The 21,002-nt window shown below is 41.2% G+C and carries 19 protein-coding genes and 1 tRNA gene; 17 read left to right on the top strand and 3 right to left on the bottom strand.

The annotated features are described in order from the left end of the window. The first annotated feature begins 103 nt into the window (after positions 1-103). The 7 genes from VB077_RS14405 to surE all read left to right on the top strand — a co-directional run bounded on the left by VB077_RS14405 (position 104) and on the right by surE (position 6,257). Positions 104-2,398 carry a M28 family metallopeptidase gene (locus tag VB077_RS14405; protein WP_323415952.1) on the top strand — a complete coding sequence of 765 codons (2,295 nt, stop codon included), beginning with the start codon at positions 104-106 and terminating at the stop codon, positions 2,396-2,398. A gap of 66 nt (positions 2,399-2,464) precedes the next feature. Then, on the top strand, positions 2,465-2,704 hold the full coding sequence (locus VB077_RS14400) for a YkuS family protein (RefSeq protein WP_323415951.1): 240 nt from the start codon (positions 2,465-2,467) through the stop codon (positions 2,702-2,704). A gap of 155 nt (positions 2,705-2,859) precedes the next feature. Continuing rightward, positions 2,860-3,306: a transcriptional repressor gene (locus tag VB077_RS14395; RefSeq protein ID WP_323415950.1), complete on the top strand. Its 447-nt coding sequence runs from the start codon at positions 2,860-2,862 to the stop codon at positions 3,304-3,306. A gap of 98 nt (positions 3,307-3,404) precedes the next feature. Then, positions 3,405-4,562: a tetratricopeptide repeat protein gene (locus VB077_RS14390; RefSeq protein WP_323415949.1), complete on the top strand. Its 1,158-nt coding sequence runs from the start codon at positions 3,405-3,407 to the stop codon at positions 4,560-4,562. A 149-nt stretch (positions 4,563-4,711) separates the two neighbouring features. After that, positions 4,712-5,278 carry a GTP cyclohydrolase I FolE gene (folE, locus tag VB077_RS14385; protein ID WP_323415948.1) on the top strand — a complete coding sequence of 189 codons (567 nt, stop codon included), beginning with the start codon at positions 4,712-4,714 and terminating at the stop codon, positions 5,276-5,278. A 45-nt stretch (positions 5,279-5,323) separates the two neighbouring features. Continuing rightward, positions 5,324-5,503, top strand: coding sequence for a YpmA family protein (locus VB077_RS14380; RefSeq protein WP_323415947.1), 180 nt, complete (start codon positions 5,324-5,326; stop codon positions 5,501-5,503). A 22-nt stretch (positions 5,504-5,525) separates the two neighbouring features. Continuing rightward, the gene (gene surE / locus VB077_RS14375; protein ID WP_323415946.1) at positions 5,526-6,257 is read left to right on the top strand and encodes a 5'/3'-nucleotidase SurE; all 732 of its coding nucleotides are present in this window, start codon (positions 5,526-5,528) and stop codon (positions 6,255-6,257) included. A gap of 59 nt (positions 6,258-6,316) precedes the next feature. Here the strand turns inward: surE and VB077_RS14370 are convergent, their stop codons facing one another. Together VB077_RS14370 and VB077_RS14365 are read right to left on the bottom strand one after the other, a co-directional pair. Further along, a complete protein-coding gene (locus VB077_RS14370) occupies positions 6,317-6,538 on the bottom strand; it encodes an alpha/beta-type small acid-soluble spore protein (protein ID WP_323415945.1) in 222 nt (73 codons plus the stop codon). 371 nt (positions 6,539-6,909) lie between these two features. Next, on the bottom strand, positions 6,910-8,442 hold the full coding sequence (locus VB077_RS14365; RefSeq protein WP_323415944.1) for a polysaccharide biosynthesis protein: 1,533 nt from the start codon (positions 8,440-8,442) through the stop codon (positions 6,910-6,912). A gap of 209 nt (positions 8,443-8,651) precedes the next feature. Here VB077_RS14365 and iadA point away from each other — a divergent pair, with 209 nt between their 5' ends. From iadA to VB077_RS14345, 4 genes are all read left to right on the top strand, one after another. After that, a complete protein-coding gene (gene iadA / locus VB077_RS14360; protein WP_323415943.1) occupies positions 8,652-9,827 on the top strand; it encodes a beta-aspartyl-peptidase in 1,176 nt (391 codons plus the stop codon). Between the two features lie 120 nt (positions 9,828-9,947). Further along, positions 9,948-11,969, top strand: a complete 2,022-nt coding sequence (fusA, locus tag VB077_RS14355) for an elongation factor G (RefSeq protein WP_323415942.1) — start codon at positions 9,948-9,950, stop codon at positions 11,967-11,969. Positions 11,970-12,243: 274 nt separating this feature from the next. Next, entirely contained in the window at positions 12,244-13,920 is a 1,677-nt protein-coding gene (locus VB077_RS14350; RefSeq protein ID WP_323415941.1) for a sigma-54 interaction domain-containing protein, read from the top strand. Positions 13,921-14,065: 145 nt separating this feature from the next. Continuing rightward, entirely contained in the window at positions 14,066-14,257 is a 192-nt protein-coding gene (locus tag VB077_RS14345; protein ID WP_323415940.1) for an aspartyl-phosphate phosphatase Spo0E family protein, read from the top strand. Between the two features lie 85 nt (positions 14,258-14,342). On the opposite strand, the gene VB077_RS14340 is transcribed toward VB077_RS14345, so the two are convergent. Next, positions 14,343-14,636: a hypothetical protein gene (locus VB077_RS14340; protein ID WP_323415939.1), complete on the bottom strand. Its 294-nt coding sequence runs from the start codon at positions 14,634-14,636 to the stop codon at positions 14,343-14,345. Positions 14,637-15,033: 397 nt separating this feature from the next. Between VB077_RS14340 and VB077_RS14335 the strand changes: the two genes are divergently transcribed. From VB077_RS14335 to VB077_RS14310, 6 genes are all read left to right on the top strand, one after another. Then, positions 15,034-15,222, top strand: a complete 189-nt coding sequence (locus tag VB077_RS14335; protein WP_323415938.1) for an aspartyl-phosphate phosphatase Spo0E family protein — start codon at positions 15,034-15,036, stop codon at positions 15,220-15,222. A gap of 117 nt (positions 15,223-15,339) precedes the next feature. Further along, positions 15,340-15,413, top strand: a tRNA-Trp gene (locus VB077_RS14330). Between the two features lie 163 nt (positions 15,414-15,576). Next, positions 15,577-16,431 carry a PHP domain-containing protein gene (locus tag VB077_RS14325; protein WP_323415937.1) on the top strand — a complete coding sequence of 285 codons (855 nt, stop codon included), beginning with the start codon at positions 15,577-15,579 and terminating at the stop codon, positions 16,429-16,431. A 14-nt stretch (positions 16,432-16,445) separates the two neighbouring features. Next, the gene (locus VB077_RS14320) at positions 16,446-17,333 is read left to right on the top strand and encodes a BON domain-containing protein (protein ID WP_323415936.1); all 888 of its coding nucleotides are present in this window, start codon (positions 16,446-16,448) and stop codon (positions 17,331-17,333) included. A 147-nt stretch (positions 17,334-17,480) separates the two neighbouring features. Continuing rightward, the gene (locus tag VB077_RS14315) at positions 17,481-18,443 is read left to right on the top strand and encodes a metal-dependent hydrolase (protein ID WP_323415935.1); all 963 of its coding nucleotides are present in this window, start codon (positions 17,481-17,483) and stop codon (positions 18,441-18,443) included. A gap of 121 nt (positions 18,444-18,564) precedes the next feature. After that, positions 18,565-20,991, top strand: a complete 2,427-nt coding sequence (locus VB077_RS14310) for a DNA translocase FtsK (RefSeq protein WP_323415934.1) — start codon at positions 18,565-18,567, stop codon at positions 20,989-20,991. The last annotated feature ends 11 nt before the right edge of the window (positions 20,992-21,002 follow it).

The following is a 21,002-nucleotide window of genomic DNA, read 5'->3' as shown; positions in this document are numbered from 1 at the left end:
ATCAATATTATAACATAGAACTGAACTATTAAAAAATTGGTCTATTCGTGAAAGACTCCTCATAAAAATTGGCAAGCGTAAAAATGAAAAGGAGAACGGATGAATGAGGGGACTAAAGATCAGCCCAAAGATGAGCAGCATATTTCTGATCATGCTTTTTTTCCTGCTGGCTGGAGCCCCCGTTGCTTACGGACAGCCTCAAGATATCAGTTTTTCTGCAGGCAAGGCCTACGAACATGCGCAGTATTTATCCGAAAAGATTGGTCCGCGTCCGGCGGGTAGTAAAGGGGAAGAAAAAGCGGCTCAATATATTTACTATATCCTCGAAAAGGCGGGGTGGAAGGTTAAGGAACAACCCTTCAGTAAAGTCGTTGTTCAAAATAATCCGTTGCAACCTGAAAATTACCTTCAGGTGATAAATAGCCGGAATATTATTGCAGAGCTCCCGGGAGAAAGACCTGAGACAGTCCTTCTCGGTGCTCATTACGATTCGGCAGATTCCTCCGCCCCGGGAGCTTTGGACAATGCCTCTGGGGTTGGAGTCCTCTTAGAACTGGCCAGGGTACTGGGAAGCAACCCTCATCAAGAATCATATCAGCTTGTTTTTTTCGGTGCGGAAGAAGCGGGACTGGTTGGGTCAGAGTACTACACGTCACAAGCAGATCTTTCAGCTGTACGGTGGATGCTTAATTTGGACATGGTAGGGACTCCTTTAGAAATTGATGTAGCGGGAAAAGTTTCTGCACCTCCGGAATTAGTTCGTCAAATTGTAAACATTGTTAAGAACGAAAGTATTCCTTTTCATGTAAGCCGAGATTTCTTGGTGATGACGCGTGAAGGAAATCAGGGCGGCAATAGTGATTTCAGTTCATTTTTAGATCATGGAATTCCGGCAGTAGGCTTTGGTATTGCAGGACGCCCTGAGGGGTTTTATCATCGGCCTGAGGATCAAATGGAGAGAGTATCCCTTCACGACATGGAACGCGTCGGACAGCTTATTCAAGAAATGCTTTCAACGGTTCATTTCTCGTCTGTAGGTCCTCAGAAGTGGGATACTTCTTATCTTACGTTTCAAATGGGCTCAGAAGTAATCATTTTACCTACTCTAGGGCTGCGCATTATATTTATCCTTATCTTAATTTTCACAGGATATCTCTTTATTCGAGCCTTTAGGACGAATAGTCCGGCAAATTTTCGAACCTGGGCTCGTTATCTCCTAGCGGTGATAACCCTAACTGCCTTATCTATTGCTGTTGTTGCAATCAGCGGCGTTGGTGAGCTGGTATGGCAAAAGATTAAAGGCGTGGATATTCTCTGGTATGCATATCCGGGTCTTGTGTTGGTTTCGAGAATAATGGTTGCAATGTGTCTTATACTTTTGGGAATCGGGGTTCTCAAAAAGGTACCGTTTGCCCAATCCGGCAACTTCTATTGGTTGGCGGCAACAGGATTATTACTTTTGATTACGACTTCCTTAGCCCTGTATCGGCTAGACTTGGCGTTTCCTTTCTTGTTTTGGTTATTATGTTTAGACCTTCTCTATTTATGGCCGCAATTAATTTTGGCCTTAGTCGGCCCTTACTTTATTTATCATATCCATTGGGAACTTTTAAATTCTCAGCAGTGGGTTAGCTTCTACGAAATGGCCCATAAGTATCCCTTAATATTTACACTGTTTTATGCAGGACTCTTGATTCCACTCCTCTTTTCAGGGATGTTTTGTATTTTAACAAAGCCTAAATTCTTAAGGCCAATTTTAAAAGCGGCACAAGTTCCCGCTGTAATTTTCCTTACTGTCAACTTACTGCTGCTTGGCTTAGTTCCCGGTTATACGCAATCACGTTCTCAAAGCGTTCATATTCAAAAGGAGTGGACAGGTGGTCAATCTGGTCAAACCGTTCAGTATCATCTAAGTTCAGCTGATTTCATCCCGAAGCAACTTGCTGCGGAACTCAATCAGGAGCACAGCAAAGATGTCTATCTTCCGGCACAAGCAAATAACCCGCCCATGAACTTAGAGGGAATCGTCCAGGATAAAGGTACACGTAATTTTAGCTTAACATTAAAAATGAATTATGGGCGAGAGCCCTATCGAGTAAAACTGAAAATCCAAAGTTCGCGTCCCTTCCGTGTCGATCAAATTGATGATTTTCTGCCGATGAATAAACTTCCCCGTAAAGTAAAGTTGGAGGGCCAAGAAAAAGCAGGTCAGTATGAACTCATCCTTGAGCGGACCCCGCCCCATAAGCCGATTGTGCAAATGTTAATCGAAGGGGAAGGTAAGATTCTAGTCACGGCTGAAGTGACATTCGCGGATTTGCAACCCAATTTTATTATCGAAAAACCAAATCTATCTGTGGATTATTCAGAAATATATCGTTCGGAATTTGAATTTTAACTGGGAAATTTTCAACGGTATAGATAAAAAAAGAAAACAAAAAATAGGTGCAGAGGGGGTTTGAAAATGTACAAAAAAATCGCAGTTGAGACCGGACTTTCCAATGTTGTTCAATCTTTACACGCTTCCGGATTTCATACGACTTCCCTAGAGGGTGATGACCTGAAAAATGTTCGGGCCGTAGTTGTCAAAGGAGATGGCACGGATATTTTAGCATCCCCTGTGAACCTGCACGTCCCGATCATCAATGCTTCAGGACGAAGCGCAGAGGAAGTCGTTGAAATTTTACGGGACCGATTATCCTAGTTTTTCTACGAAGGGGCTGTCGTAAAACGGCCCCTTTAATTTTTTTTAATGTTCGAGTTCGAGTAGATACATTCATTGCTTATTTTAGAGAGAATCTTGCAAAAAAGAGCATGTGGAATATAATAGAGTAAACAAGGATTTGAGGGTGTAGGAATATGATTAATGACCAATATGAGGTTATTTGTGACCGTCTACGAAATAATTCCTATAAATTGACTCCTCAGCGACAAACTATTTTAAGGACTTTCTTGGATAATGCGGATCAACATTTAAGTGCCGAAGACGTATATTCACTCGTTAAAAATGAGTATTCTGACATGGGATTAGCCACCGTATATCGGACGTTAGACTTATTAGCTGAGCTGGGGATCTTGCAGAAAAATGATTTCGGAGATGGGTGCAGTCGGTATGAGTTCACGCGCAAAGATGTACATCATCATCACCATATGATTTGTTTGAATTGCGGGGCGGTTTCTGAGTTTGACGATGATTTATTGGAATCGTTGGAAGCTGTAATTTATAAACGAATTAAATTTAAAGTTGTCGATCATGATCTTAAATTTTTTGGATATTGCCAGAAATGTCAAAGCACGTTAGAATAGACGTGCTTTTTTGCCGGAATTATACGCAATTTTTCTAAAGGAAATATATGTAATAAGGCGAAACCATTTACTAGAATATGGTAAAGGAGCGACGCCTTATGTTTCCTCTAACAACCAGTCGGAAAGTTTCTTGGGAAAGAAAATCCTCCTGGATCACACGGATCGAAGATTGGAGTCTGAATTTTTCAGGTAACTTGGAAAAGTCGATTAGAAATTGGCTTCGGCTCCTTGAAAACGATTCCGACCGACCCCAACTCCGAGTTGTAAGACGTCTTATTGAACATGAAGTATACCAGGAAGCCAGGGATTATTTAGAAAAATATATTGGCTTAGATAAGGCTTTTGATGCAGAAATCCTTTATTTGATGTCCCAATGCTACATGGCTCAAGGGTTGATCGAAGAGGCAGAAGATCGGGTTCAGAAAGCTTTGGCAAAGGAGCCTCAGGATGCGCTCTATTTAGAAATGCTCGCTAATATCAGATTAGAGCAGGGAAATTGGCATGCTGCTATTGAATATTTAAATAAGGCAATCCGTACGAACCCGCATAACACTGAATTGCTTTTTCGATTAGGCAAAATTTACACTTATCACGGGGAGCACCTTGAGGCCTTGCGCTGCTATCAGGGGTGTTGTGAACTCAAACCCCGCCGGGCGGATTATTGGGAAATGAAGGCGGAAAGCCATCTACAGTTACAGCAGATGGCTCAGGCGGCTATTAGTTTTGACCGCGCGCTCCGTTATAGTGTAAATCCGGACATCGTTGCACGTTTAGCCTATTGCTATGTTCAACTTAATGAATTAAAGAAAGGAATTCATTATTTTAAAATGGTCTTAAAATATGAACCCGATCATTATGATGCTTTATGCAATTTAGCGGCTGTTTATCAAAATATGGGGAAATCGCTTGAAGCTTTAGAATATCAGGAAAAAGCCTATTCTCTTTCCAAGAATGATCCCATTCTTCTTAACAATATGGCCTATACCCTTGTTCAACTGGGAAGGTCGCGTAAGGCAACCGAATACTATCAAGAGGCCTTACAAATTGCCAATGAAAATCCCCTAATCCTTTATAATTTAGCAGTATGCCATGCTCAAAAAGGAAATTGGGAAGCGGGTATTGACACCGTAAAACGCTTGCTGCAGATTGAGCCGGAACATTCCGAAGGATGGGCCTTACTGGGTAATATTTATGAACATTGCTCAGAGTATGAGCAGGCCATTGACTGCTTTAATAGAGCTTTGAAACTTGCCTGATTTAATCATTAATTATCATTCTGAAGATCTCCCCTCATCGCAGTATTTTATTTTTTCTTTTGAAAATGATAAGATATAAGATATATCTTAGTAAAGAATTAAAAAAAGTTAAAATGATTCAATTTTCATAAAATGGGGGGAGAAAGATTTTGGGTTTTGACCTTAATAAGATTGAACAGGCTGTTTATATGATTCTTGAGGGGATTGGAGAGGATCCCGAACGGGAAGGCTTACGTGATACACCGAAACGCGTGGCTCGCATGTATGCAGAAGTTTTCGCAGGTTTAAATGAGGATCCGAGCGAGCATTTGAAAGTTCAATTCTCAGAAGACCATGAAGAGATGGTTATTGTTAAAGATATCCCGGTTTATTCGATGTGTGAACACCATCTTGTTCCCTTCTATGGTAAAGCCCATGTTGCCTATATTCCGCGAAAAGGAAAGGTGACAGGACTCTCGAAGCTAGCAAGGGTAGTCGAGGGTTTTGCTAAACGTCCACAACTTCAAGAGCGATTAACCTCCCAGGTAGCAGATTCAATTATGGATATGCTGGATCCGAGGGGGGTTTTAGTCGTTATTGAAGCCGAACATATGTGCATGACGATGAGGGGGGTTAAAAAACCCGGTTCTCGAACCATTACCTCTGCGGTGCGCGGAATATTTAAAACAAGTCAAGTCACTCGTTCAGAAGCTTTTTCGTTAATTCAGCATCAATAAGGATATACTCTAATAGCAGGCTTTGGTCGGAGAAGAGGGAGATTCATGGAACAAGAAAAAGGAAAAGGAAAACTGGAATTAATGGCAACACAACGGGTTCATGCTCATCCTGAGATGTATAAGGTTGTGGACTTTCTAAACAAAAATTTAAAAGAACATCATTTAATGTTTGGATTAACCAAAAAGGAAGAAAGCATGGTTATCTCCATTTATGAAGTAGAATAGCTATGCCGCGATGAGGACAAAAATGCGAATATTACTGACTAATGATGATGGTTTTTACGCAAAGGGGTTACAGACCCTATGGCAGGTTTTGGCACAAGATAATTCACTGGAAATATTTGCAGTTGCTCCCGAAAGCCAGAAGTCTGCTACCGGGCATTCAATCACTCTTTCTGACCCCCTTTTTGTCATGGAACAAGGGAAGAAGGGATACAAAGGGTATGCTGTTCGCGGCAATCCTGCTGATTGTGTAAAGCTGGCCCTCCAAGGTAAGATCATTCCAAGTCCTGATCTTGTGATATCAGGTATTAATAACGGGCCAAATCTAGGGACTGATGTTTTTTATTCCGGAACGGTTTCAGCTGCTATGGAGGGAGTTTTGCTTGGAATTCCTTCACTTGCGGTGTCACTGGCAAGCTTTGATGAAGATTGCTTTGAAGATGCGGCGCATTTTGTCCACAAGTTTTTGAAACAAAATACTTGGACAGATGTCGGGCTTCTTAATATCAATATTCCTGCACTTCCGGAAAAGGATTGGAAAGGGATTAGATTTACAAAACTGGGTAAGGCAGTTTACCAAAATGTCTTTGAACATCGTTTAGATCCCCGGGGTCGATCGTATTTTTGGCAAGGGGGATTTTTGGCTCCGGAAACTGACCCGCAAACAGATCTGTATGCCATTCAAAATAAGTTTATTTCTATTACGCCGATGCATTCTGATCTAACGGATTATCGTAAGCTCGAGAAAATGAATTGAAATTAATCAAAAGGAAGGAGTTACTGCTTTGACAATAACTCCTTCCGGTGATAAAGAAATTATAACCCATTTTTGAGGCTGTCTTCAGCCCTGCGAATCATAGTTTTAACCATGCTTCCGCCAATTCTTCCGCCGACATGACCGCATTCTCTTGAAGTCATGTTGGCCCAGCCTTGACTTTGTATTTTTTCGGTTAATCCTAATTCGGAAGCAACCTCATATTTGAATTCGTCCAAAACAGATTGGGGCAAAAGGCCTGAATTCCGATTATTACGACCCATATTAAAGCACTTCCTTTCTCTGCTAATTGGGACATTTTTATTTTAACCAAACAGGAATGAATTATGGTATTGAATATCTGGGGATTAAATTGTTAATTGTTATTGGAGGAAAATATCATGCTTATTGGAGTATTTTTGTTTTACTTCGTGCTCTTTATCTTTATTTTTTCTTCCCCAGAGAAATGGAAGCACAAAGATAAGCGTTTAATACGTCTTTTTATTTTTCCCGGAATTATTGCGTTGCTTTTAACCTTACTTACGGTGTTAAAAGTATTTTTCATTTATAAAATTTTTATCCTTCTTTTTGCAGGATTTACGCTATTGTTGGGATACTGGCAATGGAGTGACCAATTAAAACGATGGTGGAATCATTAGAAAGGGATATATTTTCCGATCCATGGCAATTTACGAAGATCCCTAAAGGTCACTCCGCCATTTAGAAATAAGATAACGATATAAGCCGCTGAACCAAAGAAAAGTTGCAGGGGAATAATCCAAGGTTGAGGCATAATACTTAACATTCGAAAAAGAAGCATCATTGCAATACCGGCACTGAGGGGCTGAAGAATAAAGCGGGGTAAGTCGATCATCATTCCTGTATATCGGATGAGGGCGCCCATATTGAGAAGAGCCATGATCAAGTAACCGAGGACATATGATACGGCAGTACCGCTTAATCCCCAAGTGGGCTGAGCTGTTAAATAATAAAGAACGGGAATGCGCAGCAATCCGGAAATAATAGAATTAATAACGGGAAGATAAAATTTACCAAGCCCTTGAAGAATACCTGTAGTGGTTTGCTGGAGATAAGAAAAGATTCCTCCTAGGGCTAGAATTCTGAGGATTGGGGCGATACTCTCGCTTTTGAAGAAGGCGGTTAAAGGAGCCGCAAAATAAAAGAGAATGAGCAGAGAGGGAGTACCGATTAGGAGGGTTAAGCGGATCGCCTCGGAACTTCGCATTTTGACGATTTGATATTGATTCCGAGCGGAGGCTTCCGAAATCGAAGGAACCAGGGAGGCTGCTAAGGCAAAAGTGAAGACACTTGGGAAAGAGAGCAGGGTAAAGGCTGAACCCCCGAGCTGTCCAAATAAGGTTGTGGCTTCACGAGCTGTGTATCCCGCGATTTGTAAACGCTGGGGTATAAGCACTGCATCAAGTGAAGAAAGTCCTGTGGCAATGAGGCGTCCTGCTGTAACGGGAGAAGATAAGGAGAAAAGCTCTTTAAAGATATGAGCCGATTGGGTTGGGGGTTCAGCCTGAGAAGGCTTTATTCTTTTTAGGGTGTATAAAATAAAGATGATGATCAATCCCATGATTTCTCCGGCTAACATACCAAGAGCTAAGCCAATTGCAGCCCATTCCGCACCGCGGGGAGAAAGAATCAGGGCTGACGAAAAACCGACAAGAACACGGACGACTTGTTCACAGATTTGGCTAAGTGCCGTCGGAACCATATTTTGTACGCCTTGGAAATAGCCGCGAAAACCCGAGGATATTGAAACGACAAAAATAGCGGGGGTACAAACGAGAAAAATATTCAAAACCCGTGGATCGGGGAATAATCGGTGCGCAAGATAAGGTGAAATAAAATATAGGGATAAGGCCACTAAGCCGCCGGATATAGTTAAAAAGGTTAGAGCCAATCGAAAGATGTGTTGGGCACGGGCTAATCGGTTTAAGGAAATGGCTTCTGAGACCATTTTGGAAATAGCAATAGGAACCCCGGCAGTGGTGAGTACCAAGGCCATCATATAGATAGGAAAGACCATATGGAATAGGCCATAGGCCTCGCCTCCGATATGAGTCATAATGAGATATTGATAAATAAACCCGATAATACGGTTGAGAAGATTTGCGGCAAATAAGATTGCAGCACCATAAACAAAAGTGCGCTTGCCCATATGTTCCCTCCACGTTTTGTGGTCCCGGTTATGTATAACTTTATGCCTGTCATAGAAAATCCATGACAAGAGAAAATTATCCCTAAACGAGGAGCTCCGACAGGAATTTGTGATAAAGATGGAGAATTACTCACTAAAGTCATCCATGGATAAAGAATATCTTGGCATAGGTCGGGGCATTCTATTTTCGAATAGGAGGCGTTGTCAATATGTGGCAACTTATTCGAAATGCTCAGATTTACACACCGGAAAGAAGTGAGGCTCATGACCTCCTTATCGTGGATGAACGTGTTGCCGCCATTGGCAATGATTTGAGTTTTCCCCCTTATGTTGAAGGTCTTGTTTTTGATCTTCACGGCCAACGGATTGTTCCCGGTTTCATTGATGCTCATGTCCATATCTGTGGGGGAGGAGGAGAGGCCGGTCCGAGTTCAAGGACACCCGAGATTCAACTTTCACAATTAACTCGGGCAGGTACTACAACGGTTGTAGGATGTTTAGGAACGGACGCTGTTTCCCACTCAATGGAGGAACTTTTAATTAAAGCAAGGGCTCTCGAAAAAGAAGGGTTAACCACATTTGTCTATAGCGGAGCTTATCAAGCGACCCGTACCTTAATGGCTGATCTGCGTTTGGACCTAGTGCTGATTGATAAAGTTATCGGCGCCGGTGAAATTGCAATTTCAGATCACCGTTCTGCCCAGCCTCAAATCGCTGAGCTTGAACGTTTGGCGGCAGAAGCCAGAGTTGGCGGAATGCTGGGCGGTAAGGCAGGAATTGTCCATCTTCATCTTGGCGAAGGTAAAAAAGGAATTGAACCCATACGTAGAATCCTGGAAGAAACTGAAATCCCGATCATCCAATTTATGCCGACGCATATGAACCGGACATCTTTCTTACTGGAGCAAGCCTTAGAACATTTAAAAGCCGGTGGAAATGTCGATCTCACTGCCGGGTGCGATGATTTTCCCGAGGAACGGCAGGTTCCCCATGTCTTATACCTCTTAGCCCAGCGTAAATTATTGAATGACCGTGTAACAGTAACCTCTGATGGAAATGGAAGCATGCCCCAATATAATGACCACGGCGAATTAGTAGGGATGGGAATAGGCTCTGTCCGTGTCTTATGGCGGGATATTCGCGAAGCGGTAAAACGGTATAATCTTCCCCTGGAAGTCGCGTTACGTACCATAACTTCTAATCCGGCCCTTGTTCTTAAGCTTCCTCAAAAGGGATTGATCCGTCTTGGTTTCGATGCGGATTTGGTCGCTCTAGACGCTAACCTTGATATACAGCATGTTTGGGCAAGGGGAAAACTGATGGTTCGCAACGGCCAACCCCTTGTTTGGGGTCAGTATGAAAAAGCACTAAGCGAAAGCTATTGAAATCTAAAGTTAATCATTAAACAAAGGTTAAATTCATTTATCTTCAGACTAAATAAACTCCGAGAATCAGTAAGTAAAAGGGAAACCTTTTCTGAATAAAATATCAAGGAGATGATTGTCTTGAAAGATTATGACACGATTAATCTGCGGAATGTATGTTTGGTGGGGCATGGGGGCGCGGGAAAGACGTCTTTGACGGAGGCGTTTCTGTTTAACTCAGGCGCAATTTCGCGAATGGGAAAAGTAATGGAGGGAAATACCGTCTCCGATTCTTTGCCGGAAGAGATCAAACATAAGGTTTCAATAAGTACCAGCCATGTTCCGGTGGAATGGCAAGGATATAAAATCAATATTTTGGATACACCAGGGTACTCGGATTTTTTTGGCGAAGTGAAATCAGCACTTCGTGTTGTTGAGAGCGGGGTGCTTGTTCTTTGCGGTGTTTCAGGGATTGAAGTGCAAACAGAGATCCTCATGGACTTGATGGAAGAACAAAAGCTGCCTCGCCTTCTTTTTATTAATAAACTCGACCGTGAAAATGCAAATTTCCACAAAGTTGTTGAACAGCTAAAAGAACAATTTCCTCACACCCATTTTGCACCTTTACAAATTCCAATCGGACATGAAGATCAATTTAAAGGAATTATTGATATTGTTGAACAAAAAGCCTATTACTTTGAGAATAATGCGAGCGGTAAATATACTGTCAAAGATGTTCCCGGCGAATATCTAGAAGAAATGGAAGAGTTGCGGGAAGTGTTAGCAGAGACCATTGCCGAAGCTGACGATGAAATTCTTACAAAATATCTGGACGGTCAGTCCTTAAGTGATGAAGAAATCAAAAAGGCTCTACCGGCTGCCTTTGCCCAAAACCTTGTTGTTCCCATTTTAGGTGGATCGTCCGTTAAAAATATCGGAATTGGTAATCTTCTTGACTTCATTACAAAAAATGCCCCTGCACCGGAAATCCGCTCAGAAAAATGTGCTTTAGTTTTTAAAACCCTGGCGGATCCCTATGTGGGAAAAATGAACTTTTTGCGCGTGTATGGAGGACAATTTAAAACAGATCAAATGATTTATAATGCCACACGTAATACGGAAGAAAAAATGGGAAATCCCTTTTTGCTGAAAGGCAAAAATCAGGAACCCATTTCAATAATAAAAGCCGGAGATATTGCGGTAGTTGCCAAACTACAAGACATCGGAACAGGAGATACCCTTTGTCCAAAGGAGAAACCCGTTCAATTGAAAGGAATTGAATTTTCCGAACCTCGCCTTGCAGTAACCATCGCACCGAAGAGCAAAGGTGATGAGGATAAATTAGGCAGCGCCCTCGCGCGTTTAGCTGAGGAAGATCCAACAATGCGCACCCAAAAGAATCTCGAGACGAAGGAACTTTTGCTTTACGGTATGGGAGAAATGCATCTTGAAATCCTCATGGAAAAATTGCAGCGAAAATTTGGTGTGACTGTCAATACGCGAGTGCCCAAAGTGGCTTACCGGGAAACCATACGTAAGACAGTTAAAGTGGAGGGTAAGCATAAAAAACAAAGTGGCGGGCATGGACAATACGGACATGTGTGGTTAACGCTTCAACCATTATTAGAAGCCAATTTTGAATTTACGGAAGAAGTCTTTGGCGGGGCGGTGCCTAAGCAATATTTCCCTGCTGTAGAAAAAGGAATACATGAGGCAATGCATGAGGGCATATTGGCAGGGTTTCCGGTAACAGGCATCAAGGCTACCCTAACAGACGGATCGTATCATAGCGTTGATTCTTCGGAGATGGCTTTTAAACTTGCTTCCATCATTGCCTTTAAAAAGGGAATGGAATTAGCACAACCTGTGCTTTTAGAACCTATTGTCGAGGTTACTGTTTTAGTGCCGGAAGATTTTATGGGAGACGTAATCGGAGATCTCAATAGTAAACGGGGAAAAGTCCTTGGAATGGAAGCAGATGGTAAGTATCAGAAAATAATTGCCCATGTTCCTCAAGCCGAAATGATGCGTTATGCGATTGATCTTAAATCGTTAACTCAAGGCAGAGGAAATTTCAGCTTAGAGTTTCTTCAATATGAGGATGTTCCATCGAAAATCAGTGATACCCTTGTTAATCAACTGAAGTCAGTACAAGCGAGATAAAGGAAACCCGCTGGTTGCACTTTGAGTTTTATCAATCGATAAAAACTTATATATTTTGATACGTATAAAGGAAACTATAAAAAAAGCTCTTACCGAAAAAAGGTAGGAGCTTTTTTTATTCTAAAACAGAGAAAATTATAATAATTACTTGATTTATTAGCCGATTTATAATTTTTAGAAAGGAAATTATTAGTATGCGTCGAATATTCGAATAATTGGATAAAGTCAAACAATAAATGATATATACCGAGAAAGTGAATTTGGAGGGAGTGCTGTGTTTCAAAAGATCCGGGTTGGAATCATAGGTGCAGGAAAAAAAGGAACATCATTCTATAAATTATTAAAAGGGGTAGAATATATAGAAATTGTATCGGTTTGCGATATTTCAGAAGGAGCCCCCGGAATTGTTCTCGCCTACCGGGACGGCATTAAAACGTGTAATACCGTTGAGGAACTTTGTATGCAGGATATAGGGATAATAATTGAAACTACAGGGGTACCTGAGGTACAACAAACCCTGGCACGTTTAAAAGCAAGTCACACTTCAGTTATCGAAGCTGAAGGGGCTAATTTTATAACGCATCTTGTTAAAGCAAAGGAAAAAGGGTTCCAGGGCAAACTTTATGCGATTCTTAATTCGGTTCAAGAGGCTATTGAAATAGCCGGTACGGATGGGATTATCAAGTATGTTAACCCAGCCTTTAGCCGAGTTACGGGTATTTCTGCTCAACAGAGAATAGGAAAGAATATCTTTGAAGTATCGCCCGAAAGTGCTTTGGCACGTGTTCTGAGGACTCATGAACCGATTTTTTCCCATCGTGCTAAAGTGGGTGGGTGCGAAGTCGAAGTCATATCGAATGCCGCTCCGATCATTGTTGAGGGCAAAATCGAAGCTTGCGTAGTTGTTTTTCAGCCCCTTACCGAAATATATAAAACAATGGAGCAACTTCAAAACTCTAACCGAGTTATAACAGAGCTGCAAAGCCGAATCAATCAAATCACAACAAGTTCAATTACCTTTGATGATATTATAGGAAGTCATCCTGATTTTGAACGTTCTATAAATTTAGCTAAACATGCGGCAAAAAGTGATGATCCGGTATTGATTCTAGGCGAAAGTGGGACCGGAAAAGAACTATTTGCACATGCTATTCATTGCGCCGGTAAGAGAAGTGATAAGCCTTTTATCAAGGTTAATTGTGCTGCTATTCCCGAAACTTTGCTCGAAAGTGAACTTTTCGGACATGAAAAAGGATCTTTTGCAACAGCTTCCAAGACAAAAATAGGAAAAATGGAACTAGCCAACGAAGGAACGATTTTTCTTGATGAGATGGGTGATATAAATTTGGCTTTGCAGTCTAAGCTTTTAAGAGTGCTTCAAAATATGGAGTTTGAACGGGTCGGGGGCAACCAAACCATTAAAGTTAATGTCCGAGTGATTGCAGCGACAAATCGAAATTTACGAGAAAAGTTAAGGCAAGGAAATTTTTCTGAGGAGTTATATTATCGCCTGAATGGTGCTGAATTATGCTTGCCGCCTTTGCGTAAACATAAAGATGATATTCTTGCCTATGCCCAGTTCTATATCACGAAATTGAACCGAAAGTTTGGCAAACATGTTGTTGCGATGAATGCTCAGGCTGAGCAGCTTCTACATAATTATAATTGGCCCGGAAATGTCCGAGAACTTCAGAATGTGATTGAAAGAGCTATGGTTATTGTCGAGGGGGATATTATCACACCCCAACACCTTATGTTAGGTGAAAGAAGAGAAATAGGGGATAGAACAGAGAAGGATACTTCGGAACTTCTGCCCTTAGATGTATTGGAAAAGAAGATGATTCGATTAGCCTTAGAACGCTATGGTGATTCTGTTGAAGGAAAAAAGAAAGCAGCTCAGACTTTAAATATTTCTTTAGCCACTTTATATAATAAAATTAAGACCCTTTAAAATCAGTTAGACAAATAAAAAAAACTATAAGAAAGCCTTTAAACCTTCTAAATACAATATATTCGACATTATTTCCTATAGAAACGACGTCCTTCATTGTTGTAGAATAGAATTCGTGAGCCGAAGGAAAGGATGTCGAGTTACGGTGAATTTTAAACTTGAATACTTACAAGAGTTAATTGAAATAATGCGTGAGGAACTTATCCAGCTAGGCATGAGCAGACCTTTTACAGACCCGGAAGTTATTAGAGTAAGTCAAGATTTAGATCAACTACTTAACGAATATGAATACCTTAAGCATAACTATAGATATATATTAGAACATGTGGGAGCTTGATTTGAATAAACCAAAAAAATAAACCCACGGGAAATTTCCGGGGGTTTATTTTTTATTATTCAATCTCTTTAATTCATTTAATAATCTACTTATCGATAATTTCTTCTTTATCTTTATTACACTCAACTTTATCAGACTCAATTAATTCCTGGTCAGCTGCTTGTTCCATAATAGTTTCTTCGTTTGGAGTTTCAAGGTTAGCGGGTTCAGCCTTTACTTTTCCCTTTCTACCTCCTAGCCATCCTGCAAAAATCCAAATAAATAGAACCAGAAAAATATCAATGTTTAGTGCAATACCAATAATAATAAGCCATAAAGAGCCTTTAATATAGGACTGATTCTTAAAATAATTGAGAGGACCCAGTATAATATTATTCATCTAACAGCACTTCCTTTCTGTTACTCGTATTTATAGTTCACCATTTGGCGGAAACTTCCCTCCTGGAATATCTTTTTTTATCTAATAATGGAGCAGCATAGATATCATCCCTATTTTCACAAATCTTTCACATAGATTTAAGCTTATATTCAGGTTTCCCGGCTACAATAATTTATGTGATGTTTCTTTTTCATATTCATTCCTTAATTTAACCCTACCAGAAATGGTTGGGTTATTTTTTTAACTACTGGGGTATTTGCAGAACTCATGGCACCCATCAATAATCGTATGACAAATAAGCAAAAACAGACAATATTCAGGGATAATACCTTTGAATTGACATAGTGCTCTGAGGTACAATAGGATTGTGAGTAAAAGGAAGGGATGTCTAGTATCTGTGGGACGAATAATCGCACGTTTACGTATATCCATTGAAGTAAATCGCAGGGAATTACTTAGGTTGGGGGAGATCAAACCCCTTACGGATCCGGATGTGATTAAGCTCAGTCAGCAGTTAGATATAATGCTGAACGAATACGAAGGCCTGAAACGTGAATACTTGAGCTCAAATGGGCTTGACCTATAAAATTAAGACTAAATCCCTCTTTCACACTTTCGCTTCGGTGAAAACGGTAAATTATTATTGACATAATAATATTGCTCTAGTATAATTGCAACTGTCGCCATTCTTAAATTTAATTTTAGGGGATTAGTTTAATGGTAGAACAGCGGTCTCCAAAACCGTTAGTGTGGGTTCAACTCCTGCATCCCCTGCCAATAGTAATATCAAGAGCTTCGGCTCTTTTTTCGTTTATATAAGCAATAATCCCTCCTTTATTCGCTTTATTCGGTTGACCTCAGTTGATGATTATAAAATCGAAGGAAGAATAGGCTAATATTGTGTTAGAATAGAAAACAGGGGCCAGGGAGGGGAAGGCTAATGGGAATTGATTTGCATGTTCATACTGAAGAGTCTGATGGGATACTTTCTGTTAATGAAGTACTGAAATTAGCTTCTGAACGTGGTATTGAAGCACTCTCGCTGACCGATCACGAAACAACACACGGAGTGGAATTGGCGCAGAAAGTAAAGGATAAATATAAGATTAAAGTTGTCCCCGGTGTGGAGTTAGTTACAGCGTATGAGGATAAAGAGGTACACCTGCTTGGTTATTTTGAAGAATCCTGTCTAGTTAATTTACAGCTCCAAGATCGTTTAAAAGAATTACGACTTCAACGAACCGCAATAGCTTACGATATGGTCAAGCGTTTGCAGCAGGAGGGATTATCCGTAAAATGGAGCGAGGTTGAGAAAGCGGCCAATCCGGAAGGAACAGTCAGCAAAGGCCACATTATGCATGCAATTCATGACCTATCAAAGGAATTGCCGTGGAAAGTGATAGCTTCACTTTTTCAACCCGGCGGTGCTGCTTATTTGCCTTTCCTCAAACATCCTTTTGCCGAGGCGGTTGATTTGATTTACAGCTGTGGGGGGATTCCCGTACTGGCTCACCCTGGTTTAATTAAAGATTTAAAAGTTGTTAATCAACTCCTGGCAGAACGTCCGATTGGCTTAGAAGTTTATTATGGCTACTGGGAAAAAAGAGAAACTCTAATTAAGGAGTTTGAGGCTTTAGGGCGTGAAAAGGCTACATTAATAACCGGCGGAAGTGATTTTCACGGCCCTTTTAGTCGAGTCACATTAGGTCAAATTGATGTTCCTGACGAATGTCTTGAAAATCTTGAAATAGGGATAAAATCAACCTTCCAGACAAAAACTAAGGTCAGTTTTTAACGGGAGGGACGTATATGCAAAAAATAAGATCGGAAAAGGAAGTATATCAAGACATAAAACAATTGATCCAAACTCACTTTGGGGAAAGCGGGCAAGGCCTTCATGTAGAAGTAAAAGGGGATAAAGTCTCACTTTGGGGAACGATAGATACCCTGGGGGAAAAGAATTTTATCGGACAGCGGGTTAGCCGGATTGACGGAGTCAAAGAGCTCGATAATTCCTTAACGGTTGCCGGTGATGGTAATATCAGTGATAAGGATATTGAAAAGCAGGTTACTGAGAGGTTCAGCCAGGCTAACTATGAGGACATTACTCACTTAGGATGCAGGGTTAGTCAGGGAATTGTTACCCTATTGGGTCATGTTGAAACACAGAGTACAGAACGGTTAGCTAAACGAATCGCTTCTCAAGTTCGTGGAGTTAAGGAGATTCGGAGTGAAATTCAATTCCTGGAAAATGCGGTCGATGATGCTACTTTGGTCAATCGGGTGGAGAACGCGTTTGTTGACTCACCTTGGGTTGACGCACAGGAAATAAAAACGGCTGCACGTAATGGTTTGATTACCTTAACAGGAATGGTAGACACTCAAGAAGCCATTGAATGGGCGGTTGAGACGGCTTACCAAGTCCCGGGAGTTAAGGCCGTTATGAGTGAACTTTTTGCTCGCCATCGTTCTCAGGGTGAAGATTTGCATATGACTGAGCAACTTGTAAGGAAACTCGGTCAGCACGGTATGACAAGCCGACAGGTTCGGGCATTTGTACAAGACGGAATTGCTTACTTAAGCGGTGAAGTATATTCTGATGAAGATCGCCGATGGGCAGAGTCGATGCCCCATCATGTATCCGGTATTCATGGAATGAATAGTTCCATTAAGGTAGCTTCACATAGTATTAAGTAAGACAATAGAATATTAACATAGCTCAGCCTTATTTTAGGTTGGGCTTTATTGGAATTCGTGTAATGTTTATGAATATAAATTAACAACCATTATGGAATTATTGTGTTATAATATTTTCGGTTGTTCATTTTAGATGGGGGTGTTGAATTGGACCCAGTAACTCATGGTTTGATCGGTGCGGCTTTGAGCACTTTCTCAGGGCATCCGATACAAATCAATGATCCTGTTTTCTTGGGATGTACCTTAGGCGCAATGTTGCCGGATTTGGATATTGTCACTTATGTTAAGGGAAGACTTAACTATTTAATGAAACATCGGGGAGCCAGCCATTCTTTTTTGGCTTTAGGAGGAATGGCGCTCGGACTAGGCAGTTTGATTTATGCGATTTATCCTACTTCTTCATGGGCGACTATTATCCTTTGGACATTAATCGGAACGTTATCTCATGGATTGAGTGATCTGTTAAACTCTTACGGAGCGGAACTATTTTGGCCATTCTTAAGGAAAAAATATACGGTCGATATGATCATTGTGACCGATCCCATTGTTCTTGGAATGTTTATAGTGTCTCTTTTGTTCTCAATCGCTCATCCGGACTTGGCGACAAAATCCTCATTAACTGCATTTATTCTAAGTTCGGGGTATCTCTTCTATCGGGAAACGTATCGTATAAAGACACGCAATAAATTGATGCAGAAATTTAATATTACGGATAAATCACAGATTAAGGTTTTACCGGCTATGTATAAACCTTTTAGTTGGTCTTTTTTACTCTTTAGTCAAAAAGAAATACGTTACGGGATGGTAATTGAAGATAAGGCCCAAATCCTAATAAGTCTGCCGTCTTGCGATTACAATGATCCTTCGATTGTTAATGCGATGGAGGGAGGATTAGCAGAGATATTCAACCAATTCACACCGTATTATCACGTTCTTCTTAAAAAAGAAGAGAATCAACTCAAAGTCGAGTTTCGTGACCTACGGTATTGGGATAGGGAAGACTTTCTCTATACAGGTGAGGTTCTTATGCTCCCAGATGGTCAAATTGCGGAAGAAACCTTTTACTCTTTTAAAAGAAGGAATTCGACAGGAATTGTTCTCGAATATTAATCTTTCACCAAAATGTTAGAACCTCTGTAGTCAGAGGTTCTATTTCTGTCATTAATTGAGCTCTCTCTTGACTTCAAATTCGTCATCAACCATAATAAGTTTTAGTGTGGAGGTGAGATTATTGCCTAAAAGACAAAAGAATTCTCAAGAAAAGTGGCGTGTTGCGGCAATTCTGTCCGGAGTTATAGGTTTTATCGGGATACTAGGGGAATTTGAACTAACGGGGATCGGCCGTGCTTTATATACCGGTTTAAAATCAGTTTTTGGGAATATTGCTTGGGGAATACCTTTATGTTTACTGCTTGTAACGATTATTATTGAAGTTAGGTTGATAAAGGGACAATCTTTACATAAAACGAATCATCAGAGGAGCAAGAAAAGCAGATCTGTTTCGGAGCAAAGAACCAAAAGATCAGTCTCTTTACAGGAGGAAAAAAAGGGAATCCCCCTTCCTAAAGGCAAATTAGTAAGCCTTCAGGGCTTTCAAGAATATTTTGCTTCAGATGAAGGACCTAAAATCGAAAGTGCAGCAGCGGAGGAACCGCTTCCTGAACTAGGTCGAGATTTTAATACTTATTTTCAGGAGGGTGCTGAGCTGTCTCTTCACCCATTTAAAACCCAATTTACGGTTGAGCCTCTCAATGGCTTTCCAAGCTATTTTGAACAGGTCCTATCCGATTATGAACTGGAAAAAAGTGCAACTCTTCCAGATGAAGACATAAGCGCAGTACCGGAAAAAAGCAATTGGCTGGGTTTGTTAAAGAATGACTCCGAAAAAGTAATTCCGGGGCAAGTCGCACAACTTGCACAACTTGCCAAGGTACAGACGCCGAAAGATGCGATTAACGAAAAAGAGAACTTAGATAAGGGGAAGCAAGATTTAGACTTATCTCCTCTTAAAACCGATCAAGAGGAAAGTAAGGTTGATGATCTTTACAAAGCTGAGCCTCTGAATTCTATAGTTGAAAAGGCAGAATCGCCTTTGAAATTAGAAAATATAGAAAATCCTGCAGATAAACCGATTGATATAATCCCAGATCAAACCGCAGATATACCTGAAGACATTACTCCCGAGACCCCAGAGGAAGAAGATTCCAATGAATGTGTTGCACCCTCTCAGCCCGGAAGGCAGAAATCATGGCTTTTACCAAAGTTTGAGACACTTGATGCGCTACCTGATATTCCTGTGGTCCATGATACTGAGACCCAGAAAAAACTAGAGCAAGTTCTTGCGGATTTTGGAGTTCAGGCTAAAGTCATTCGAGTCACCCGCGGCCCTGTAATTACTCGCTATGAATTAGCGCCGGCTCCGGGAGTAAAGATTAGCCGGATTGTCAATCTCGCAGATGATATTGCACTGGGTTTAGCGGCCCGTGATGTCCGAATCGAGGCCCCCATTCCCGGAAAAGCTGCAATCGGGATTGAAGTACCGAACAAACAACCACGGCCTGTGCCTTTTCGTGAGGTACTTGAAACCGCGGCGTTTAATGAAAATCCCTCAAAACTTAAAACAGCACTTGGCAAGAACATTTCGAACCAACCTGTCATTGCAGATTTAGCTAAAATGCCCCATATCCTCATTGCCGGGGCAACGGGATCCGGAAAAAGTGTATGCATAACAACCATTATTAACTCCATTTTATTCAATGCTCAACCTAATGAAGTGAAGTTCTTAATGGTTGATCCTAAAATGGTCGAACTCAGTATCTATAATGGAATTCCACATCTCATTGCACCGGTAGTAACCGATCCCAAAAAAGCTGCGGCTGCACTCAAATGGATTGTTAAAGAAATGGAAACACGCTATGAGCTTTTCGCTGCCGCCGGAGTAAAAGACATTGGCCGATATAATCGCCAGAAAGCGGAATCAGAGCAAGCCACACCTGCGCTTCCTTGGATCGTCGTGATTATTGATGAGCTGGCCGACCTAATGATGGTTGCGGCGAATGATGTTGAAGAAGCGATTTGTCGTTTAGCTCAGATGGCGCGGGCAGCGGGAATCCACTTGGTTATTGCAACCCAGCGCCCTTCGGTTGATGTAATTACCGGGGTAATTAAGGCTAATATCCCAAGTCGGATTTCCTTTGCGGTCAGTTCACAGATTGATTCGCGTACAATTCTCGATGCAACCGGTGCTGAAAAACTGTTAGGCCGCGGTGATATGCTTTACTCTCCGCAGGGGATTAATAAGCCTGTTCGTGTGCAGGGATGTTTTGTCTCGGATGATGAGGTTCAACGAATTATCGATTATTGGAAGTCTCAAGGCAAACCGGAATATCTCGCACCGGAAGGATTTATGGTAGAGACGGAATCAAAAACGGAAAGCTCCGGACCGGATGATGAATTATTCGTTGATGCAGGTCGGATGATTATGGATACGGGTATGGCCTCAGTTTCTTTTCTGCAACGAAAATTCAAGTTAGGTTACGCAAGGGCTGCTCGCCTAATGGATCTTTTAGAAGATAACGGTGTAGTTGGGGGTTACGAAGGAAGTAAACCCAGACAGATCTTAATGACCAAAGAGGAGTTTGAGGAAAGATACGGTTAATTTTAGTTAAT

This window comes from Desulfitobacterium sp. (genome assembly GCF_034927245.1).
In the GTDB taxonomy this organism is placed as follows: domain Bacteria; phylum Bacillota; class Desulfitobacteriia; order Desulfitobacteriales; family Desulfitobacteriaceae; genus Desulfitobacterium_A.
The sequence above is the reverse complement of the archived record's forward strand: the minus strand, read 5'-3'. Positions and strand labels throughout refer to the sequence as shown.

Excerpts from the sequence above, each read along its gene's own strand:
- VB077_RS14390 (WP_323415949.1), top strand. The coding sequence starts at position 3,405 with ATGTTTCCTCTAACAACCAGTCGGAAAGTTTCTTGGGAAAGAAAATCC.
- VB077_RS14325 (WP_323415937.1), top strand. The coding sequence starts at position 15,577 with ATGGGAATTGATTTGCATGTTCATACTGAAGAGTCTGATGGGATACTT.
- VB077_RS14405 (WP_323415952.1), top strand. The coding sequence starts at position 104 with ATGAGGGGACTAAAGATCAGCCCAAAGATGAGCAGCATATTTCTGATC.
- VB077_RS14365 (WP_323415944.1), bottom strand. The coding sequence starts at position 8,442 with ATGGGCAAGCGCACTTTTGTTTATGGTGCTGCAATCTTATTTGCCGCA.
- VB077_RS14320 (WP_323415936.1), top strand. The coding sequence starts at position 16,446 with ATGCAAAAAATAAGATCGGAAAAGGAAGTATATCAAGACATAAAACAA.
- VB077_RS14380 (WP_323415947.1), top strand. The coding sequence starts at position 5,324 with ATGGAACAAGAAAAAGGAAAAGGAAAACTGGAATTAATGGCAACACAA.
- VB077_RS14400 (WP_323415951.1), top strand. The coding sequence starts at position 2,465 with ATGTACAAAAAAATCGCAGTTGAGACCGGACTTTCCAATGTTGTTCAA.
- VB077_RS14340 (WP_323415939.1), bottom strand. The coding sequence starts at position 14,636 with ATGAATAATATTATACTGGGTCCTCTCAATTATTTTAAGAATCAGTCC.
- surE (WP_323415946.1), top strand. The coding sequence starts at position 5,526 with ATGCGAATATTACTGACTAATGATGATGGTTTTTACGCAAAGGGGTTA.
- VB077_RS14395 (WP_323415950.1), top strand. The coding sequence starts at position 2,860 with ATGATTAATGACCAATATGAGGTTATTTGTGACCGTCTACGAAATAAT.
- VB077_RS14370 (WP_323415945.1), bottom strand. The coding sequence starts at position 6,538 with ATGGGTCGTAATAATCGGAATTCAGGCCTTTTGCCCCAATCTGTTTTG.
- iadA (WP_323415943.1), top strand. The coding sequence starts at position 8,652 with ATGTGGCAACTTATTCGAAATGCTCAGATTTACACACCGGAAAGAAGT.